General features: G+C 58.6%; 17 protein-coding genes. 8 read left to right on the top strand and 9 right to left on the bottom strand.

Annotated features, from left to right (window positions below; genetic code table 11):
- Window positions 1-5: 5 nt before the first annotated feature.
- The gene (locus tag OXR61_RS10675) at window positions 6-1,175 is read left to right on the top strand and encodes an efflux RND transporter periplasmic adaptor subunit (RefSeq protein ID WP_021509000.1); all 1,170 of its coding nucleotides are present in this window, start codon (window positions 6-8) and stop codon (window positions 1,173-1,175) included.
- Window positions 1,159-4,239: an efflux RND transporter permease subunit gene (locus OXR61_RS10670; RefSeq protein ID WP_267412060.1), complete on the top strand. Its 3,081-nt coding sequence runs from the start codon at window positions 1,159-1,161 to the stop codon at window positions 4,237-4,239. The genes OXR61_RS10675 and OXR61_RS10670 overlap by 17 nt, the downstream gene beginning before the upstream one ends.
- A gap of 131 nt (window positions 4,240-4,370) precedes the next feature.
- On the opposite strand, the gene OXR61_RS10665 is transcribed toward OXR61_RS10670, so the two are convergent.
- The 3 genes from OXR61_RS10665 to OXR61_RS10655 all read right to left on the bottom strand — a co-directional run bounded on the left by OXR61_RS10665 (window position 4,371) and on the right by OXR61_RS10655 (window position 8,237).
- Complete coding sequence (locus tag OXR61_RS10665) at window positions 4,371-5,567, bottom strand: cupin domain-containing protein (protein ID WP_031279991.1); 1,197 nt, start codon at window positions 5,565-5,567, stop codon at window positions 4,371-4,373.
- Between the two features lie 336 nt (window positions 5,568-5,903).
- On the bottom strand, window positions 5,904-7,112 hold the full coding sequence (locus OXR61_RS10660; RefSeq protein ID WP_021508997.1) for an FAD-dependent oxidoreductase: 1,209 nt from the start codon (window positions 7,110-7,112) through the stop codon (window positions 5,904-5,906).
- Between the two features lie 90 nt (window positions 7,113-7,202).
- On the bottom strand, window positions 7,203-8,237 hold the full coding sequence (locus OXR61_RS10655; protein ID WP_021508996.1) for an aldehyde reductase: 1,035 nt from the start codon (window positions 8,235-8,237) through the stop codon (window positions 7,203-7,205).
- A 108-nt stretch (window positions 8,238-8,345) separates the two neighbouring features.
- Between OXR61_RS10655 and OXR61_RS10650 the strand changes: the two genes are divergently transcribed.
- Entirely contained in the window at window positions 8,346-9,278 is a 933-nt protein-coding gene (locus OXR61_RS10650) for an AraC family transcriptional regulator (RefSeq protein WP_021508995.1), read from the top strand.
- Window positions 9,279-9,306: 28 nt separating this feature from the next.
- Here the strand turns inward: OXR61_RS10650 and mgrA are convergent, their stop codons facing one another.
- Window positions 9,307-10,341, bottom strand: coding sequence for an L-glyceraldehyde 3-phosphate reductase (gene mgrA / locus OXR61_RS10645; RefSeq protein ID WP_021508994.1), 1,035 nt, complete (start codon window positions 10,339-10,341; stop codon window positions 9,307-9,309).
- Window positions 10,342-10,510: 169 nt separating this feature from the next.
- Here mgrA and OXR61_RS10640 point away from each other — a divergent pair, with 169 nt between their 5' ends.
- Window positions 10,511-11,410, top strand: coding sequence for a LysR family transcriptional regulator (locus OXR61_RS10640; protein WP_021508993.1), 900 nt, complete (start codon window positions 10,511-10,513; stop codon window positions 11,408-11,410).
- Window positions 11,411-11,575: 165 nt separating this feature from the next.
- Here the strand turns inward: OXR61_RS10640 and OXR61_RS10635 are convergent, their stop codons facing one another.
- Together OXR61_RS10635 and OXR61_RS10630 are read right to left on the bottom strand one after the other, a co-directional pair.
- Complete coding sequence (locus OXR61_RS10635) at window positions 11,576-11,902, bottom strand: helix-turn-helix domain-containing protein (protein ID WP_021508992.1); 327 nt, start codon at window positions 11,900-11,902, stop codon at window positions 11,576-11,578.
- A complete protein-coding gene (locus tag OXR61_RS10630) occupies window positions 11,895-12,278 on the bottom strand; it encodes a type II toxin-antitoxin system RelE/ParE family toxin (protein WP_021508991.1) in 384 nt (127 codons plus the stop codon). Before OXR61_RS10630 ends, OXR61_RS10635 begins: the two co-directional genes overlap by 8 nt.
- A gap of 305 nt (window positions 12,279-12,583) precedes the next feature.
- On the opposite strand from OXR61_RS10630, the gene OXR61_RS10625 reads away from it, so the two are divergent.
- Complete coding sequence (locus OXR61_RS10625) at window positions 12,584-12,874, top strand: hypothetical protein (protein ID WP_021508990.1); 291 nt, start codon at window positions 12,584-12,586, stop codon at window positions 12,872-12,874.
- A gap of 24 nt (window positions 12,875-12,898) precedes the next feature.
- On the opposite strand, the gene OXR61_RS10620 is transcribed toward OXR61_RS10625, so the two are convergent.
- Together OXR61_RS10620 and OXR61_RS10615 are read right to left on the bottom strand one after the other, a co-directional pair.
- A complete protein-coding gene (locus tag OXR61_RS10620; RefSeq protein ID WP_031279989.1) occupies window positions 12,899-14,326 on the bottom strand; it encodes a trehalose-6-phosphate synthase in 1,428 nt (475 codons plus the stop codon).
- Between the two features lie 172 nt (window positions 14,327-14,498).
- Window positions 14,499-15,362 carry a substrate-binding domain-containing protein gene (locus OXR61_RS10615; protein WP_021508988.1) on the bottom strand — a complete coding sequence of 288 codons (864 nt, stop codon included), beginning with the start codon at window positions 15,360-15,362 and terminating at the stop codon, window positions 14,499-14,501.
- A 234-nt stretch (window positions 15,363-15,596) separates the two neighbouring features.
- On the opposite strand from OXR61_RS10615, the gene OXR61_RS10610 reads away from it, so the two are divergent.
- The 3 genes from OXR61_RS10610 to OXR61_RS10600 all read left to right on the top strand — a co-directional run bounded on the left by OXR61_RS10610 (window position 15,597) and on the right by OXR61_RS10600 (window position 17,450).
- Window positions 15,597-16,292 (top strand): hypothetical protein, encoded by a 696-nt coding sequence (locus OXR61_RS10610; protein ID WP_021508987.1) that lies wholly within the window; start codon window positions 15,597-15,599, stop codon window positions 16,290-16,292.
- Between the two features lie 98 nt (window positions 16,293-16,390).
- A complete protein-coding gene (gene blc / locus OXR61_RS10605; protein ID WP_021508986.1) occupies window positions 16,391-16,921 on the top strand; it encodes an outer membrane lipoprotein Blc in 531 nt (176 codons plus the stop codon).
- A gap of 232 nt (window positions 16,922-17,153) precedes the next feature.
- Entirely contained in the window at window positions 17,154-17,450 is a 297-nt protein-coding gene (locus tag OXR61_RS10600; protein ID WP_071813630.1) for a hypothetical protein, read from the top strand.
- 337 nt (window positions 17,451-17,787) lie between these two features.
- Here OXR61_RS10600 and OXR61_RS10595 read toward each other — a convergent pair whose 3' ends face one another.
- Window positions 17,788-18,576, bottom strand: a complete 789-nt coding sequence (locus tag OXR61_RS10595) for a sulfite exporter TauE/SafE family protein (protein ID WP_021508984.1) — start codon at window positions 18,574-18,576, stop codon at window positions 17,788-17,790.
- Window positions 18,577-18,635: the final 59 nt, after the last annotated feature.

The raw sequence follows: 18,635 nt of genomic DNA, 5'->3' as shown, positions 1-18,635 counted from the left end.
GCGCCATGACCGACGAGCTTCCCTGCCTGATCAAACAGGGTGTGCGCCACCTGCTTAATCCGCGCCACCTGGTTTCCCTGCTGCCGCTGCTGCCCTGTCTGCTGCTGACGGCCCTGCTGCTGACCGGCTGTGACCGCAAGCGTTCACCCACGCCGCCGCCACCGCGTCCGGTAAAGTTCATCACGGTTGGCCCGCCCGTGCCCGCCGGGCAGCAAACCCTGACCGGCGAGATCCGCGCGCACGATGAAACCTCGCTCAGTTTCAGGCTGGAGGGGCGGATTCTGACGCGCAGCGCCGATGTCGGCAGCCGCTTCAGGCAGGGAGAGACGCTCGCCGTGCTTGACAGTCCCGGCGCGCTGAATCAGCTGGCGAGCGCACAGGCGGAGCTGAACAGCAGCCGCGCGGCCGAAAAGGTGGCGGCCCTAAATCTGCACCGCATGCGCCTGCTGATGCCGTCCGGGGCAATTGCCCGTGCTCAGCTCGATAGCGCCAGCGCCGACTGGCAGGCTGCGCTGGCGCGGCGGCAGAGCAGTGAAGCGGCATTGAAAAATGCGCAGGATAGCCTGCGCTGGACCCACCTTACCGCGCCTGACGATGGCGTGGTGACGGGCGTCAGCGCCGCAGCCGGTCAGGTGGTCAGCGCCGGGCAGACGGTGTTTACCGTTGCGACCGGCACAGGCCGTGACGTGGTATTTGACGTTGCCACACCTGAAACCCTCGATCGCCGGGCCAGTGCCCGCTTCCGCGTTGCGCTATTGCAGAATCCGTCCGTGATGGCCGAAGCGCACCTGCGTGACGTCAGTCCGCAGGCCGACGCCCAGACACGCAGCTGGCGGGTGCGCATCACACTGGACAATCCTCCCGCGGAGATGGTGCTGGGTGCCAGCGTCGCCGTCACCCTGCCGCTGATTGACACGACAGCGGATGCGGTGATGGCGATTCCGGCCACCGCGCTCACCCGCCAGGCCGGCCAGCCGGCGGTATTTATTCTCGACCCGGTGAAAAACTGCGTTATCCGGCGCACGGTCGCGATTGCCGGCTACACGGCAGATGCGATATGGATTCGCGCCGGCATCATGCCGGGCGATCGGGTGATCACGGCGGGCGTCAGAAGCCTGCGTGACGGTGAACGCGTTGCCGGCAGCCAGGAGGATCAGCATGAAACCGGCGTTTAATCTTTCTGCCTGGGCGCTGAAGCAGCAGCAGCTGATGGCCTTTCTCATGCTGCTAATCATGGCCGCCGGGATCGTCAGCTATGAAAAACTCTCGCGCAACGAAGATCCGGCGTTCACCATCAAAACTGCGGTGGTGTCTGCGCAGTGGCCAGGTGCCGACATCAACGATACGGTCAGACTGGTCACCGATCCGCTGGAGAAAAAGCTGCAGGAAATTCCCTGGCTGGATTATGTGCAGAGTGAAACGCACGCTGGCCGCACAGTCATTTTCGTCAATCTGCGTGACGACACCCCGCCCGCGCAGGTGGCCGGGATCTGGTACCAGGTGCGTAAAAAAATGCAGGATGTGACCCCGGCTTTGCCGCAGGGCGTGCAGGGCCCGGCGGTCAACGATGAGTTTGACGATACCTTTGGCACGATTTACAGCTTCACTGCTGACGGTTTTTCCCCGCGCGAGCTGCGGGACCGGGTGGACGACATTCGCCGCGATCTGATGAGTCTGCCGGATGTGGGTAAGATCCAGCTACTGGGCGAGCAGGAAGAGCAACTGGTGGTGGCTTTTTCCCCGCGCCAGCTGTCCGCCATGGGGCTGGATTTGCAGCAGGTAGCTGAGGCGCTACGGGCGCAGAACGTCGTCGAGCCGGCAGGCAGCGTGCGCACCGCCACCGATAACATCGCCCTGCGCGTGAGCGGCGCGTTCAACAGCGAGGCGAGCCTGCGGGCGGTTACGCTGCGCGTTAACGATCGCTATGTTCCGCTGACGGCGATCGCCACCATCACGCGCCGCCCCGCCGAGCCGCCTGCCCCGCTTTTTCGCGTTAACGGCCAGCCGGCCATCGGACTGGCCGTGTCGATGGCCGCCACCGGCAACATGCTGGAGTTTGGCCAGGCACTGCGGGCGCGCATGGAGAGCGAAGCCAGCCAGCTGCCGCACGGCATTGAGATGACGCGCATCGCCGATCAGTCAGCGGTAGTGCAACAGGCGGTGAGCGGATTTGTCGATGTGCTGGGCGAGGCAGTGATCATTGTGCTGGCGGTTTCGTTTGTCTCGCTGGGACTGCGCGCCGGCCTGGTGGTCGCGGCGGCGATCCCGCTGGTGCTCGCCATGACGTTTATCGGCATGCATCTGGCCGGTATCGGCCTGCAGCGCATCTCGCTGGGCGCACTGATCGTGGCGCTGGGCCTGCTGGTGGACGATGCGATGATCACGGTGGAAACCATGGTGGCGCGGCTGGAGGCCGGCGATTCCCGCACCGGCGCAGCGACCTGGGCGTTCAGTACCACCGCCTTCCCGATGCTGACCGGTACGCTGGTGATGATTGCCGGTTTTATTCCGGTCGGCTTTGCCGCCTCCAGCGCGGGAGAATATTGCTATACCCTGTTTGCGGTGGTGCTGATGGCGCTCATCAGCTCATGGCTGGTGGCGGTGCTGTTTTCACCGCTGACCGGCAGCTGGCTGTTGCCGGCCACGCTAAAGCAGCACCGCGCCGGAAACGGGCGCCTCAGCCAGTTCTATCGCCGCCTGCTGAGCAGCGTGCTGCGCCACCGCATGCTGACGCTGGCGATGGCGTTGCTGGCGCTATTGCTGGCCGGCGTCGGCACCACGTATATGCAGGGCGAGTTTTTCCCGGCCTCCGATCGGCCGGAGCTGCTGGTGAGCCTGGCGCTACCTGCCAGCGCGTCGCAGCAGGCCACCCTGCGTCAGGTGCAGCGCCTTGAGCGGATTGTCTCCGCCAGCCGGGATGTTGACCACTATTCGTCTTACGTCGGCACCGGTGCGATACGCTTCTACCTGCCCATGGATGTGCTGCTGGACGATGAAAACAGCGCTCAGCTGGTGGTCGTGGCCAAAAGCCTGGCTGCCCGTGAACGACTGCAGCGCTCGCTGGATGCGGTGCTTGCCCGGGACTTCAGCGACATCACCACGCGCGTCGCGCCGCTCGAGCTCGGTCCGCCGGTAGGCTGGCCGATTCGTTATCGCATCAGCGGGCCGGATTATCGCCAGGTGCAGCAGCTGGCAGAGCGGCTGGCCGCCGCGCTCGGCAGCTCAGCGCTGACGCGTGACGTCAATCAAACCGCCGGTGAGCCCGAACGCGTTATCACCTTGCAGGTGAATCAGACGGCAGCGCGCGCAGCCGGCCTCTCTTCTGACCTGATTGCTCAGTATCTGCATACGCTCTGGTCAGGAACGCTGATCACCACGGTACGCGATCGCAACCGGCTGATTGATGTGGTGCTGCAGGGCAACGCTGCAGCGCGCCATGATCTGAGCAGCCTGTCCGGACTGCTGCTAACCGCGCCGTCGGGCGCAAAAATTCCGCTGACGCAGGTCGCAACACCGCAGTGGGGGCTGGAGGATCCCGTTATCTGGCGACGCCAGCGCCTGCCGTTTATCACCGTCCAGACCGATACGGCGCCGGGTTTGCGCGCGGAAGCCGTCTCCGCCGGCCTCACGCCGCTGATTGCCACCTTCAGAGCCAGCTTGCCGGCCGGTTACCGCCTGAGCGAGGACGGGGCGGTAGCAGAGTCTGACAAGGGCAACCAGTCGGTGATCGCTATCCTGCCGGTCACGCTGCTCTGCATGCTGGTATTGCTGATGTTACAACTGCGGCGGATTTCCCGCCTGCTGCTGGCCCTGCTGATGGCGCCCTTTGGTCTGCCGGGCATTGTGCTGGCCATGCTGCCGACCGGCACGCCGATGGGCTTTGTGGCGCTGCTGGGTGTTATTGCTCTGGCTGGCATGATCATCCGCAACGCGGTGATTCTGATCAGCGAGGCAGATAACAACGTTGATGCAGGTATGCCGCCGGATGCGGCCATTGCGGCTGCGGCAGAACACCGCGCCCGGCCGATCGTGCTCACCGCCAGCGCCGCGATTCTCGGTATGATCCCCATCTCGCGTCAGGTTTTCTGGGGACCGATGGCGCTGGCGATTATCGGTGGGCTGTTAGTGGCGACGCTGGTGACGCTCACGGTTTTACCCGCGGCGATGAGTCTGGTGATGCAGGCAGCAGCCCGTCGTGACAAACTGAAATCGCTGCGCTGGCGGCCGTTCAGAAAATAACCGCCTGCTGGTCAGCTCAGCTGGCACGGGGCAACGAAAGGTTTATCCACAGGGTTCCGGGCAGGATATGCACGCCAGATGTGGACAGTATCAGGAGAGAACGCGCAGCACCGGCTGCGCGTGGTCACGGGCTATTTCACTACCGGATGCTTCTCCTGCTGTAGCGCCTTCATGAAGGTGTCGCTGAGATGCAGATGCTGACGCACCAGCGCCGGTGGCGTGCTGGCCAGCCACTGGTTGAGCGAAATATCCGCGTAATAATCGCTTTTAAACAGTTCCAGAAAGCGCAGCGGCTTGTCACCCGTGTTTTCGATATAGTGCCCCATGGCAAAGGGCACATAGCCGACATCACCGGCGCGGAAGTCAAACGTACGCGCCTGACCCGACGAGGCAAACACGCCCATCCGCCCCTGACCTTCCAGATAGTATTGCCATTCATCGTTATTGGGATGCCAGTGCAGTTCGCGCATCGCACCGGGAGCCAGTTCCACCAGCGCGGCGGCGATGGTTTTCGATACCGTAAAATTACTGGAATCAGTAATGCGTACCGTGCCGCCCGGCAGCGTCAACGGCTTCTGCGCCAGCATTTTATGCGAGAAGACCTGTTTCGATTTCACCCCGCCGCTCACCGCCGAAGCCGCCGCGCCGTCCGGTGCCTGCCCGGCAAAGATGTACTCCTCTTCCGGCGAGGGCAGCGTGTTAAACACCTCAGCCGGCACGCCAAAGTTTTTTGCCAGCACTTCGGGCGGGATATGTTTGAACCAGTCGCTGAGCAGAAAGGTACTGTCTTCATCGAAATTGCCGTTGTCGAAGGCCAGCAGGAATTCGCAGCCGTCCGGCCCGAGGCCCTGAATTGAGTGCGGCACGCCCGGCGGGAAATACCATAAATCGCCCACGCCGACGTCATCGACAAACCAGCCACCTGCGGTATCCAGCGCGGTGATGCGCGCATTGCCGTACAGCATGTAGGCCCACTCGCCCTCTTTATGCCAGTGCAGTTCGCGGATGCCCCCCTTATCCAGCCGCATATCGACGCCAGCAATGGTGGTGGAAATGCCCAGTTCGCGCTGCGTCACCTGGCGCGTCCAGCCGCCGCTGCCCTTGCGCACATGCGCATCGCTAAACGAAAAACGCAGGTTGGGTAATGTGCCGCTGTCGGTTGCTGGCGGATCGACCAGATCCGGATTCAGTGCTTCGCGCACCGGATCGTGCGGACCAGGGTCGCGCGGATGGTTGGGATCATTGACCGGATAAGTCGCCACCTTGCCGTCGTGGGCATGGACCTTGCCGGCCGCCAGCGCCACGGTGCCACCAGCCGCGAAGGCCATAAAGCTTCTGCGAGATAAGTTTTCCAGTTTCATACCTGCTGTCTTCCTCAGTTTCTTATGGTTTATGTCATGCCCCTTAACCATAATCAAACTGTGGCTTCCGCCAACCTTGTGTCACCGCTGAAATCAATAGAAAACCTTTATCATCGCATAATCCCGCTATTCACCCGCCTCACGCCATTTACGCTTCGTTGAGATCGCGTTGACGTTCAGGTTATATCAGCCGACAAATAAGGCACAAAGTGATTAAATCCCCCCTCCGATTAAGCAATTTTTTTAATGATAGCCCGCCGCAAAAGTTAATTTAATGTTACAAAAGCATCGCAATTGCAATAATTACCCGGCTACGTTTTTTTCTCCGGCGAGACGTGGCCGTTCCGGGCGGAAGCCCATGCCAATCAACCGGCCAAACAGATGGCGTAAAAACGGATAGCGGCTGATGAGCTGCGGAACCTTACTGGGCGTGGTACGCGGGCGCTTGCCGCTGCTCATTTTGATCTGCAGGAATTGCGTCGCCACCGTCGGAAACTGCCGCCGCCGCTGCACGTTCTCCAAATCGCGCAGCGTGAGCGTGCCGTTTTGCAGGGGCCGCGTCAGATAATTGGCGCTGGCCACCGCGTCCTGAATCGCCAGGTTCACGCCCACGCCGCCAATCGGTGACATCGCATGCGCAGCATCACCAATGCACAGCACGCCGGGCTTCATCCATTTGTCCAGCCGATCGATACGGATGGATAACAGACTCAGCTGCTGCCACTCCTGCAGCTGCGCCATGCGCGCCACGCTGAACGGCGCAACCTCTGCCATGCGGTTTTTCAGCGCGTCGAGCCCGGCCTGCTTCAGCGCCTCGAATTCGCCTTTCTGAATGGTAAATCCGCACTGCCAGTATTCGCCGCGGTCAATGACAATGAAGTTTTGCTTCGGCCCCTTGTGGCCCATCCCCAGCTCGGGGTCGTCCGGCTGTTTATCCAGCCGGAACCACACCACATCGCGTGGAGCACCAAAGCTTTTACCCACCAGCCCGGCTTTCTGCCGCACCGCCGAGCTACGGCCATCAGCGCCTATCACCAGCGGCGCGTGAATTTCGTGACCTTGTAACGTTTTCACGCCTGCGATTACGCCATCCTGATGAAGAAAATCGTCAAAACCGGTGGATTGCAGCAGCGTGAAACCGGGATAGTGCGCCGCCTGGGCGGCGAGGAAAGTGAGGAAGTCCCACTGCGGCATGAAGGCGATAAAACGGCAGCGCAACGGCAGACGGGAGAAATCGGCCATGGTGATCTCCTGCCCGCCCACTTCCGCCTGTAACTTTTCCGCGCGCTGATGCGGCAGCGCCAGCAGCGCGTCGAGCAGACCCAGCTGGTGCATGATCTCCAGGGTTGAGGGATGAATGGTGTCGCCGCGAAAATCGCGCAGAAAATCGGCGTGCTTCTCAATCACGACCGCGCGCAGGCCGGCGCGCGTCAGTAAATAGGCCAGCATTAAGCCGGCCGGACCGCCGCCGACGATACAGCAGTCGGCGTTTATCACCTGTGGAGACGGCATGATATCCTCATCAATCGCTATATATGATAATTGTTATCATTTATATAGCATCTGCGCGTCACCAGGGTGATGATAAATGCCGCAGTCAGACTAGTGGTTTGCTACCAGCCCCAGCGCAATCAGGCTGCGCGCGGTGGCAAGAATGGCCTCCTGCGGACTGCGCGGGTGCCAGTTCAGCAGCCAGCCAGCTTTAGCGGCGCTGACGTTCATATCAACGCCCAGCAGTTTTACCATTCCCGTCATCAGCGGATTTTGCGCTGCCGCCGCTCGCACCATGGCGTCACTCATTGGCTGCAGCGAAACCTTCTCTGCTTCTGCTGCCAGATGGGTTTTGAGCGTGCGCGCCACCTCAATAAGCGGCAGGCTGTGCCCCGAACTGGCGAGGAAGCGCTGCCCCTGCGCGGCGGCGTGGGTCATCGCCAGCACGTGCAGACTGGCCACGTCACGCACGTCAACAAAACATGAGTTGATGTCAGGACAGCCTGGCTGCCCCTCCAGTAGCTCCTTCACAATGCGAATCGAATGTGAATAGTCGGCACCCAGCACCGGTCCCAGCACCGACACCGGGTTCACCGTGGCCAGTTCCAGACCGTTACCCTGCTCAGCGATAAACTGCCAGGCGGCGCGTTCCGCCAGGGTTTTCGATTTCTGATACGGCCACACATCGCCGCTGACATCACTCCAGTCGCGCTCGGTAAAGGGGCGCGGATAGTCCGCTGGATGTCCGATACCGACCGCGCCGAACGCCGAGGTCAGCACCACACGTTTAACGCCTGCATCGCGCGCGGCGCGCAATACGCGCAGATTTCCTTCAATCGCCGGATTCACCCAGTCAGCTTCGCTTACCTGGCTGCCGGTTGGGGTGGGTGAAGCGCCATGCAGCACGAAGCGACAGCCTGCCACCGCGTCTTCCCAGCCCGCGTCTGCCGTTAAATCGGCAACGACAAATTGCAGCGCCTCGTCTGCGGCCACCCCGGCCTGCAACAGATGCGCCCTGACTTCAGCTTCACGTTCGGCATCACGTAAGGTGGTTCGCACCTGATAGCCCTGCTGCAGCAGCGCAATAATGCAGTACTGGGCGATAAACCCGCTGCCGCCGGTAACCAGAACCTTTTCATTACTCATTTTACTTCCTCATCACAAGCATCGTTCATTCGACGCGCTCTACGTTAAGCGGCGGAGGGCGGATTTTGAATGCTTGTAAATGCACTTTACTTGCGTGATAGTACAGAAATGAGCCTTGATCCCTTTTCCGACATTCTGCGATTCGTTCGCGCTGAATCATTGCTGACCGGCGGTTTTACCGCAGGCGGACGCTGGGCGCTGCGTTTCCCTGCGCCCGATAAAATTAAATTCTTCGCCATTATCAAAGGCAGTTGCTGGGTCATACTGGAGGGCGAACCTGAACCATTCCACTTTGCCACCGGCGACGTCGGCTTGCTGAGCGCTAAACGCGCCTTCGTGCTGGCCAGCCATCCGGACGAGCCGCCGGTTGACGCCATGAGCGTGTTTTATGGCGCAGGAAAAGGCCATGCGCCGATTGGCAGCGGTGATGATTTTGTCCATATCGGTGGCCATGTACTGCTTGATCCTGCCAGTGGTCGTTTACTGACCCACGTATTACCTCCCTGGATTCAGGTACCGGCGGCGTCACCGCAGGCGGCGTCATTCCGCTGGGTGCTGGATCAACTGGTGCAGGAAGGCCAGCATGTCCAGCCGGGATCGCAGCTGGCAACGGCCCAGCTGGCACAACTGCTGTTCATCCAGATTCTGCGGGCGCATTTGCAAACCAGCAGCGCACTGCCCGCCAGCTGGCTGCGGGCGCTGAACGATGCGCGATTGGCACCGGCGTTACAGCGGCTGCATGGCGATCCTGCGCGCAACTGGCATCTGGACGAACTGGCGCGTGCCTGTGCCATGTCGCGCACCCGTTTTGCCCAGTATTTTCGCCAGGTGGTCGGCATCACGCCGATAGCCTATCTGACGGCGTGGCGCATGCGGCTGGCAGAGCGTGCGTTGCAGGAGGAAAATGAGGCGGTGGCCGTGGTAGCGCAGACGCTGGGTTACGCCTCAGAGAGCGCCTTCAGCCATGCTTTTAAGCGTGAAACGGGTCAGTCACCCAATGCATTTCGCCGCGCCGTGCGGTTACAGCAGGCGCAGCGATAAAACGCGCCGCGTTGCGCGGCGCCGGGCATTATTTAAGTTGAGAAGAGACGCGCCACATATCCACCCCGCCTTCGGTGGCGTAGCGATCAATGTCCGCCAGCTCCTGTGCCGTGAAGGTCAGGTTGTCCAGCGCGCGCAGGGAATCGCTTAACTGATCAACCGTGCGGGCACCAATCAGCGCAGAAGTGACCCGCTCATCACGCAGCGCCCAGGCGATCGCCATCTGCGCCAGCGTCTGACCGCGCGCTTCAGCAATCGCGTTAAGCGCACGAATTTTTGCCAGGTTCTCTTCGCTGAGCATGGCAGAAAGACGCGGATCGCTGCCGCCGGCGCGCGCGCCCTGCGGTACGCCGTTGAGGTATTTACTGGTCAGCATGCCCTGTGCCAGCGGTGAAAAAGCAATGCAACCGCTGCCGAGCTCCGCCAGCGTATCGAGCAGCCCGTGCTCAATAGTGCGGTTTAGCATCGAGTAATTGGGCTGATGAATAAACAGCGGCACTTTCTCATCGGCCAGAATCGCAGCGGCCTGACGCGTCAGCTCTGGCGAATGGGAAGAGATGCCGACATACAGCGCCTTGCCCTGACGATGCAGCTGTACCAGCGCGCCCATGGTTTCTTCCAGCGGTGTATTCGGATCGACGCGATGGCTGTAGAAGATATCGACATAATCCAGCCCCATGCGGCGCAGGCTGTTATCACAGCTGGCAATCAGATGCTTACGGGTGCCGGTCGGGCCACCATACGGACCCGGCCACATATCCCAGCCGGCTTTGCTGGAGATGATCAGTTCATCACGATACGGGGCAAAATCCTGCGCCAGCCAGCGACCAAAGTTCTCTTCAGCCGATCCCGCTGGCGGACCGTAGTTATTCGCCAGGTCGAAATGGGTAATGCCGTTATCAAACGCGTGGCGCAGGATCGCTCTGCCGGTCTCAAACACGTCAACGCCGCCAAAATTCTGCCATAGCCCCAGCGAGATCAGCGGCAGCACCAGGCCACTTTTGCCGGTTTTACGGTACTGCATGTTGGTCTGATAACGCGCTGGCGATGCAACATAACTCATAACAGATTCCTCTCATTAAATGCCGCCGTACAGGTGCACAGAAGACATTGTTCTGCCTTCCTGCAAAACCGCGCGGCGAACAGGCGATTGCCGGACAAATTTTTACCGCGTATCGTTAATCTGTAAAATTCATTATTGTGATTAAATTCATCTTTTATGGAGATAACTGATGGAATTGCGCCAGATGCGGCACTTCATCGCCGTGGCGGAACATGAAAATTTCACCCGCGCCGCACAGAGTATGCATATTGTGCAATCGGCCTTGTCCACCTCGATCAAACAGCTGGAGGAGGAACTTGGCACGCCGCTTTTTATCCGCTCCACTCGCCAGGTGCGCCTGACCATGGCCGGGAAAGTGTTTCTCGATTACGCCAGAACCATCGGCGCCTTTGTCGAAAAAGCGTCGCAGGAAGTGGCAGCGATCGTGGCGCTTAAGACTGGAACCCTGTCGATTGGCACGGTGCAAAGCGTGCCGCCGTTTATCGATCTGCCGCAATTACTGGAAACCTTTATTCGTCGCTTTCCGGATTTTGACGTCAAGCTGTGCCAGGGATCATCGGCGAAGCTCAATGCAAAAGTGCACGATCAGCAAATCGATCTGGCGATTATGCCGGTGGAGGAAGTCTCCGACCGGCTGTCGTCGCGCATCATCGCCTGCGATGAAATCGTGGTAGCGTTCGCCGGCGATTATGCCGGATTCACCGCGATGCAGTCGGACGTCACCATGGCACACCTGGCGCAGCAGTCGTTTATCGATTTCGAAGCCGGCCAGGGCACGCGCAAGGTGAATGACAACAGTTTTGCCCTGCAGGGGCTGAGCCGCAAAGTGACGTTTGAAGTCAGCGATCTGGAAACCCTGCTGAGTCTGGTTGAGCGTAATATGGGAATTGCCCTGCTGCCCGAACAGGTAGTGAAAGCGCGCAGCACGACGCTGCATTATTGCCGCATCAGCGACGTTGATGTGTGCTGGGAACTGGCTGTAGCCTGGCTCAGCGATCGTCCCGGCAGTATGAACGTCTACGACCGGCCAGTGCAGGAGTTTATGGATATTCTGGGCAGCAGCGATTAGCGCCGGGGCGGGTAACGGCGGGATAGATACTAACAGGCATAAGATCTATGCCTGTTTTTCATCACTTCAACCCGGCGTCACAGCGTGATTTTGGCTGCGGCGTCACGACAAATTCGTTGTGTCACGCAATGTCAGGCCACGTTTTCCTGTGGCCGCAAAAAATGTTTAACGCAATACCTCAAGACCCTTTCTATCAATGAGGTTAAGCAGGCGCAGCGCAGCGCCATTTGGCTTTTTCTCCTCGCGCTCCCATTTCACCACGGTGGCCGGAGACAGGCCAATATAGGCGGCTAACATGGCCTGACTCAGACCATGACGCTCACGTAACTGACGGATAGCCTCGCCTGACATCAGTTGTAAAACCGGCAGAGAAGTACGCAGCTCACGTAATCTGACACGTGAATCGATTTTTTCGGTAAGCTCATCGCTAATCACCCCCAGCGGGTTAAAATCATGCGCGATTTCCTGCAGATCTTTTAGATGATCAACCATCGCATATTACCTCTCGCATTTTTCTCGCCTTTATCGCTGCTCTTTCCTGCTCAGTCGTCATGGCAAACAGTTGACTGGCTACCTGCCTGTAGAGATTAAGCTCATCCTCTTTAATCTCACGAATGCCACTCTTCGTGGTCGATTTAGCGTAACCGTTCACAAAAAACAGGTGTTTTTGCGATTTGAACGCGACAATGGCTCTGGCTCCGCCGCTTTTGCCGGCGCCGAGCGGAATACGTTTTTTATAAACACCACCCCCCAGGCTGGCCTCATACTGTCCGGCAATCAATTCGCGGGCAGCCAGACAGAGCTTGATGTCCGCAATCATGTCACCTTTGAAATTTCGGTCGAAGGGCTTCAATACATAAATGGCCATGCTGTTTCCCTGCTTTATGAAGAAGAGGACTGTCCTTGTCCTTGCCTGAACCACCTATGCTACTAAGTACAATAGCAACCTGCAACGCCAGCGCGCATTAAAGCGCTAAATAGTGAAAGGGATGACACTCCCGCCTGTACAGAAGCACTTTTGTTGTATAAGTTTAAGGGTGCTGTCGGGGAAAAATTTCGCTCAGCAGGTCACACATTTCCGACAGAGGAAGAGCGACACTATCAGTCGTTGATTAGGCTTTGGTTTACCTGCACCAGGCAATGCTAAACGCAACGCGGATACTGAGAGCTTTTATGTATAGAAGTGAAGATGAAAAACTGGCCGACATTGTCATGGGCGATGCCGTGCTGCAATTGTTAAAACAAGCCGGACCGGTAACCACCCTCGCACTGCTGGAAAAACTGCGCGCGATGGCGGCCTCAGAAACTGATCCGGCACGCCAGCGGGCGTTTCGCTATGCGATTGCTGAAGTGCAGAACAGCAAAAGTGCGCCTCAGGGCGAAGCGGTGGCGTTAAAAGGTAGCGATAACGTGACCCATATTTTTCGCAACCGTGATAATACGGGCAAAAACACCCGACATTAGCCCCGCTCTGCCCCAGTCTGCTTATCAATAACGTAACCGCCCGCTTATGCCTGCGCCCGACAGGTGACGGCTAGACAGCTGCACACTCTCCGGCTGCGGCTCATCCATTAACAGGGCGAGGAAGCTGTCGGCCCACCAGTGACAATCATAGCGGTGCAGATTATTCAGCAAGCGCGCATGACGGTTCTGACGGTCGCTGAGCGGCAGCCGCAACGCCGTATGGATGGCATCCGCCATTGCATCCGGATCGTAAGGATTAACGATCAGCGCGCCATCCATCTGTTCGGCCGCACCCGCGAACTGCGACAGAATCAGCACGCCGGGATTCGCCGGATCCTGCAGCGCAGCATACATTTTCGCCATCAGGCTCATGCCCGCCATCAGTGGCGTCACCAGCGCCACCCGCGCCGCGCGATACAGTCCGGCCAGCTCCTCACGGCGATAATCGTGGTTGAGATAGCTGACCGGATACCAGTTGAGCATACCGTGCACGCCATTAACCTCACCGCACAGATTTTCCAGATTGTGGCTGATTGCCTGCTGCCGGTGCGGGTGACCGCTGGCAGCAGAAGCCAGCTGCAATAACATCATGTTGCCCGCATAGTCGGGATGATGGCGCAGCAGCACTTCCAGCGCGCTGATGCGATACGGCAGACCTGCGCTGTCGTCGAGATGACCGCCGCTCAGCACCGTATTGGCCGGCAAATGTTCGCGGCTCTGCTGTTCCATGTACTGGCAGCTGTTGCTCTCAAGTAACGCCTGAACCTCAGCCAGATCGATCCCGACCGGAAACACGCCGGTGGTGATGATGTGACCGTGCACACGCAGACGGTTCCTGCCTAAGCGTTCAGCGCGAAACCCGCTCTCCAGCCAAAGCAGAAAGTTATTCATATCCTGCCCGGTCTGGAAGCCAATCAGGTCACAGCACAGCAGCGAGTCTGCCAGGCTGCGCCAGTCAGGGATCGCTTCAAACAGCTGACCGGATGGAAACGGCTGATGTAAAAACAAACCGATGCGGTTAGTTAAGCCGGTATCACGCAGCATTTTCACCGTTGGGATGAAGTGATAATCCTGCAGCCAGATCACATCGTCCGGCATGGCATATTCAGCGATGGCGTGAGCATAAGCCGCATTCAGCTGGCGATAGGCCTGGAAGCTGGCGCTGGTGAAACGTGCCAGGTCCGGACGCTGGTGAAACACCGGCCACAACCCCTTATGGACGTAGCCGTGATAGCCCTCTTCGTATTCTGCGCGCGTCAGCGCAAACTGCAGCCTGTCGTATTCATTACCCTGCTGAAAGCTAAGCGTGCGCGCCGCTTCCTGCGCAGCGACGGTACGTTGTCCATCCCAGCAGACCCACAGGCCACCGCGTCGCGCCATCAGGCGATCGTAAATGGCTGCCAGCGTGGAAGACTGATGCTGATTATGTGTGACCAGAATAGTGCCGGGCATGATATTTCCCTTTGAGGTTAAGGCGCGCCACAGTGCCGCCTGCTGCGCTGATTTAACCGCCGGCAATATAAAAAAGGCGTAAAGAAAACCTGCGCGGATATAAAAATCCGGCAAAGATCAGCGCCAGTGTGTGGAAATCAGCCCGGCGCCAAAGGGGAAAGGCTTGCAGCGATCAGTGACGGATGGCGCAGCCGCACTGCGACATTTCGCCAGGCACATATTTGCCGTGATGCGAATGGCGCACCTGCAACTCACCCTGCTGCCAGGCGCGGCTGTGGTCCGGACGCTGATCCAGCAGCCGGTTCAGGGCTTCCGTCACCAGTAAATCACGGCGCGGTGCCCAGCTGCTCAGGTGCCATGTGGAGCCGCGCGCCTCGTCAGCATCATCAAAGCCCACTACGGCGATATGCGCGCCCTGACCGAAGTCGCGCACGGCCTGCAGTGCGCCAAAGGCCAGCTCGTCGTATTCGCACATCAATGCATTGATGCGTTCTGCCGCACGGGTTTTCTTCAGGTAAGCCATCATCGCCTGATAAGCCTGCTCACGGTGAAGGGCACCGGCGTGCAGTGCTGCGTGCAGCGTCTTATCTTCCGCCTGCAGGCTGGCAATAAACCCCTGCACCTGGCGCGGCGGCGTGTCACTTGCCTGCACCTGCATAGCGCCCAAACGCTGGTGTCCCTGCGACAGCAGCAGTGCGCCAAGCTGCTGCCCGGCGTGATACGCATCCGCAATCACCACATCAGCGCCCGCGCTGTCGCTCGGGCAAAGATGCACCGCGCGCAGCGATGGCAGCAGGTGCGCGGCGATCTCCTGCGCATCCCGACACGGCGAGCTCAGGAACAACAGTCCACCCAGCGGCAACGACGCCGCGTTCCGCAGCGCGGCCTGAAAATCCTCGCGCGTGGCGGCGCACAGCAGCACCGGCAGCCGATCACGCGCACTGAGCTGACGCGTGACTTCTTTGAGCATGTGTATACTGTGCGGATGGCTGACATCATCGCTGACGATGCCGATGAGCGGCGAATGGACGGACATAACTGACCTCTCCTGCTACGTAGGGTACGGGAATAATCTTGACGTATTAGTATGAAATTCCACGTTACCCGAATAATCAGATATCGCCAATCGATGGATGCGAAGGATTGCTGCGCTCCCCCTTCACCCGGTGCGTGTTGACGGCGGCAAAATGCGCAGCCGCTGCACCGGACGCCCGGTGAGCTTCGTTTTACGTTACACTGACGCCACGAATATTTTGCTAGCGGAAAATTTATGCGCATCACCCTCGATCAGGCCGATCAGCCTTTTATTCACCGTTTACTGGGCGAGGAGATCGCCAGTATTGATTCCCCGTCTGACGAACAACTGCGCCTGCGACAGGCGTTGCAGGATGCGCGGTTACAGAGAAATCATGAAGCAGAGCTCGACTGGAAACGCAACGCGCTCTATCTGCTGCTGTTTGTGTTCCTGTATGGCGCACTGGGCTGCTCGCTAACGCTGGATTTGAGCGCGGTCGCGCAAGCGTCAAGCCATAAAAGCATTGCCTATGCGCTGGAAGCGGTACCGGTCCTGATCGCCTTCTCTGGTCTGTTCCTGTCGCTGCTGTTTCTGTTCACCGCGCGCGGCAGCGCACGCCGCCTGCACAACTGGGATCACACTATCGTGCTGCTGGAAAAATACAGCGGCTGCAACCTGAGTCTGCAGATTAATGAAATGGGGGCGCGTACCACGCATTACTCGCAGTCGGCGATTACCGTGGCGCTGGCGATGTTTATCTGCCTCACCTGGGTGGTGATGTACAACTACTTCACCTTTACCACCAGCGGCGTGATTGGCAGTGTCATCTCGCTGTTTATTACCACTATGACCTACGTGATTCTGGATATTCAGCTGCTGAAATCCGGCAAATCGATCGCTATCGATGAGCCGGTGATTCCGCCAGAAGATGAGGTTGAGAAACGCCGGTAATCGACAGACCGGCAGCGGCGTAAGGTTTTGCGCCGCACCGGTTTCGCTATCCTTATCTATACTTCAGACAGGATTTTGAGAGATATAAAGGAGTTGCGATGAAAATCTGGCCGTTAGTCGCCATTACGGCGCTGTCTGTTACCCTGGTCGCCTGTAAATCCCCGACGCCACCTAAAGGGGTGCAGCCCATCACCCACTTCAATGCCGATCGCTATCTCGGCACCTGGTATGAAATTGCCCGCCTCGATCACCGTTTCGAACGCGGTAAAGATCATGTGACCGCCACCTACGGCAAACGCAGCGACGGCGGTATCAGCGTGCTGAATCGCGGTTACGATCCGGAGAAAAAAGCGTGGAGCGAGAGCGAAGGCAAAGCTTACTTCACCGGCAAACCTGACGTCGCCGCGCTGAAGGTCTCGTTCTTCGGACCTTTTTATGGCGGTTATAACGTGATTGCGCTGGATGAAGATTATCAGTATGCACTGGTCGCCGGGCCGAACCGGGGGTATCTGTGGATTCTGTCGCGTCAGCCCACCATTCCGGCTGAAGTCAAACAGCGTTATCTCGCCTATGCCCAGCGACTGGGCTTCGCAACCGATCAACTGATTTGGGTTAATCAGTCACGATAAGAAGGTGCAGCGCCAGTGACGCCCGCGCGGGCGTCAGTGATTACCCTGGCAGTAATCAGAGTAAGGCCAGCAGCAGGCACTGCGTAAATTGACGGCCTTAGTTTCTTATTGAAAAACGGGTGTTGATGATCTGTTAAGTCAGCAGAGATAAAACGGATGGTAGTGTATCTCTTCGTGAGTATTACCCGCCGCGGCAGCCTGAGCTGCCCGTTACGAATCGAGAGGCTAACCAATGAGTAAGTATTTTCTGGCCTGCTTTTTGGCACTGTTCGCATGCTCTGTCAGCGCTGGACAGGGAGGAGCCGGAGGTCAGGGAGGAAATGGCGGCTATGCGGGAGAATCCGGCGCTGACGGTGGAAACGGTTCAGATGGGGGTAATACTGATGGCTCTGCCGGCAGGCCGGGATGTCCCGGCGGCACCGATCCTGATGCGGACGGAAAATTTTATCTTCCCGGTACCACCCAGGAGTGCAATCCAGGCAAGCATGATTCGATGAAGGTACATCAGCCGACGGTAACCGGTGCTTAATTCGCTAGCCTGTTGCCAGGTTAAGTGCATGTTCGGGCCAGGGTGTCAGTTACTTCCCCGTCATGTACGGTTTAAGTCACTCTCTAAGCGTCAGCAGCAGGCTGGCGCCGCCAAAGGCCAGTAGCAAACCTATTCTCTAATGCGCCGCCGCCGGTAAGTATGCTCAACCTACGCATTCCAATACATGGCACACAATGTACTGGCTGCATACTGCCTGTCAGTGTCAAATGCCTCTGGACAGCTGGAAGTGCTGTGAACGTCCGCTTTGTGCCAGTGACGGATGTTCATACAATTATTGCTTCTGTAACAGCAGCCAAATCAGCAAAACAAGGTTTGTCTAAAGCACTATTACTACCAGAACCATGCACAGCAGCATCACGTAGATTCGCGCGTGCCAGACATCGGGGACGGCGGGGATAGCCCGGCGGCTGAAAGCAATACCCGCCCAGCCGGTCACCAGGAGCAAGCCCAATATTTTCAGGCTGATAAATCCCAAAAATCCGCCTGCCTGAATTTTATGCCAGCCGCTTATCGCATATGTCATCGCACCGCACAGCGCTACCGGCAGGGAAAGCGGGTTGGCCGCACTAATACACGCGCGCATTGCATGGCCGTGTCGTCGTAACAGTGGCACCGTCATTACGCTGCCGCCAACGCCCAGCAGTGCAGCAATCATGCCGATTAGCATACCGCCACCGGCAACCGTCAAAAGTGATAAACGACGCGGCGCGCTGCCGCTGAAGAAGCCTTTGCGTAACAGACAATCCCCAATCGTCGACAGCATATAAAGGATAAAAAGCGCGCGAATCAGCGCCTCGCTCATCATTCCCGCTAACCACGAACCGACTACCGCGCCTGTGGCGATAAACCACAGCAGCGGAAACAAGACGGTTGAAGAAAGCCTGCCCGCTTGCCAGTTTTGGTAACTAACCCAGCCTGCGTTGAAAATCATCACCGCTGTCGAGGTGGCCACGGCAATATGCATCGCATTTCCTGCCAGCAGCGGCTGCCGCATCAGCAACTGATAAATAAATGGCACGACAACAAAGCCGCCGCCGAAGCCAAAAAGGACCGTGGTTATGCCGGTAGTAAAGCCGGCAAGTACTATTATCAGCAATTCGTTCAAGGAGGTGTCCCGTTTACAAGTGAGGCAGCAGCATATCGCGCCAGCGGCCCGCTTCCCAT

The organism is Pantoea sp. GM_Pan_4, assembly GCF_026541005.1.
Taxonomy (GTDB): Bacteria; Pseudomonadota; Gammaproteobacteria; order Enterobacterales; family Enterobacteriaceae; genus Pantoea; species Pantoea dispersa.
This window is presented reverse-complemented; position numbering and strand designations above follow the sequence as displayed.

What these genes read in the sequence shown, in the direction of transcription:
- OXR61_RS10675 (WP_021509000.1), top strand. Translation starts at nt 6, where the DNA reads ATGACCGACGAGCTTCCCTGCCTGATCAAACAGGGTGTGCGCCACCTG.
- OXR61_RS10670 (WP_267412060.1), top strand. Translation starts at nt 1,159, where the DNA reads ATGAAACCGGCGTTTAATCTTTCTGCCTGGGCGCTGAAGCAGCAGCAG.
- OXR61_RS10665 (WP_031279991.1), bottom strand. Translation starts at nt 5,567, where the DNA reads ATGGCCTTCGCGGCTGGTGGCACCGTGGCGCTGGCGGCCGGCAAGGTC.
- OXR61_RS10660 (WP_021508997.1), bottom strand. Translation starts at nt 7,112, where the DNA reads ATGCCGTCTCCACAGGTGATAAACGCCGACTGCTGTATCGTCGGCGGC.
- OXR61_RS10655 (WP_021508996.1), bottom strand. Translation starts at nt 8,237, where the DNA reads ATGAGTAATGAAAAGGTTCTGGTTACCGGCGGCAGCGGGTTTATCGCC.
- OXR61_RS10650 (WP_021508995.1), top strand. Translation starts at nt 8,346, where the DNA reads ATGAGCCTTGATCCCTTTTCCGACATTCTGCGATTCGTTCGCGCTGAA.
- mgrA (WP_021508994.1), bottom strand. Translation starts at nt 10,341, where the DNA reads ATGAGTTATGTTGCATCGCCAGCGCGTTATCAGACCAACATGCAGTAC.
- OXR61_RS10640 (WP_021508993.1), top strand. Translation starts at nt 10,511, where the DNA reads ATGGAATTGCGCCAGATGCGGCACTTCATCGCCGTGGCGGAACATGAA.
- OXR61_RS10635 (WP_021508992.1), bottom strand. Translation starts at nt 11,902, where the DNA reads ATGGTTGATCATCTAAAAGATCTGCAGGAAATCGCGCATGATTTTAAC.
- OXR61_RS10630 (WP_021508991.1), bottom strand. Translation starts at nt 12,278, where the DNA reads ATGGCCATTTATGTATTGAAGCCCTTCGACCGAAATTTCAAAGGTGAC.
- OXR61_RS10625 (WP_021508990.1), top strand. Translation starts at nt 12,584, where the DNA reads ATGTATAGAAGTGAAGATGAAAAACTGGCCGACATTGTCATGGGCGAT.
- OXR61_RS10620 (WP_031279989.1), bottom strand. Translation starts at nt 14,326, where the DNA reads ATGCCCGGCACTATTCTGGTCACACATAATCAGCATCAGTCTTCCACG.
- OXR61_RS10615 (WP_021508988.1), bottom strand. Translation starts at nt 15,362, where the DNA reads ATGTCCGTCCATTCGCCGCTCATCGGCATCGTCAGCGATGATGTCAGC.
- OXR61_RS10610 (WP_021508987.1), top strand. Translation starts at nt 15,597, where the DNA reads ATGCGCATCACCCTCGATCAGGCCGATCAGCCTTTTATTCACCGTTTA.
- blc (WP_021508986.1), top strand. Translation starts at nt 16,391, where the DNA reads ATGAAAATCTGGCCGTTAGTCGCCATTACGGCGCTGTCTGTTACCCTG.
- OXR61_RS10600 (WP_071813630.1), top strand. Translation starts at nt 17,154, where the DNA reads ATGAGTAAGTATTTTCTGGCCTGCTTTTTGGCACTGTTCGCATGCTCT.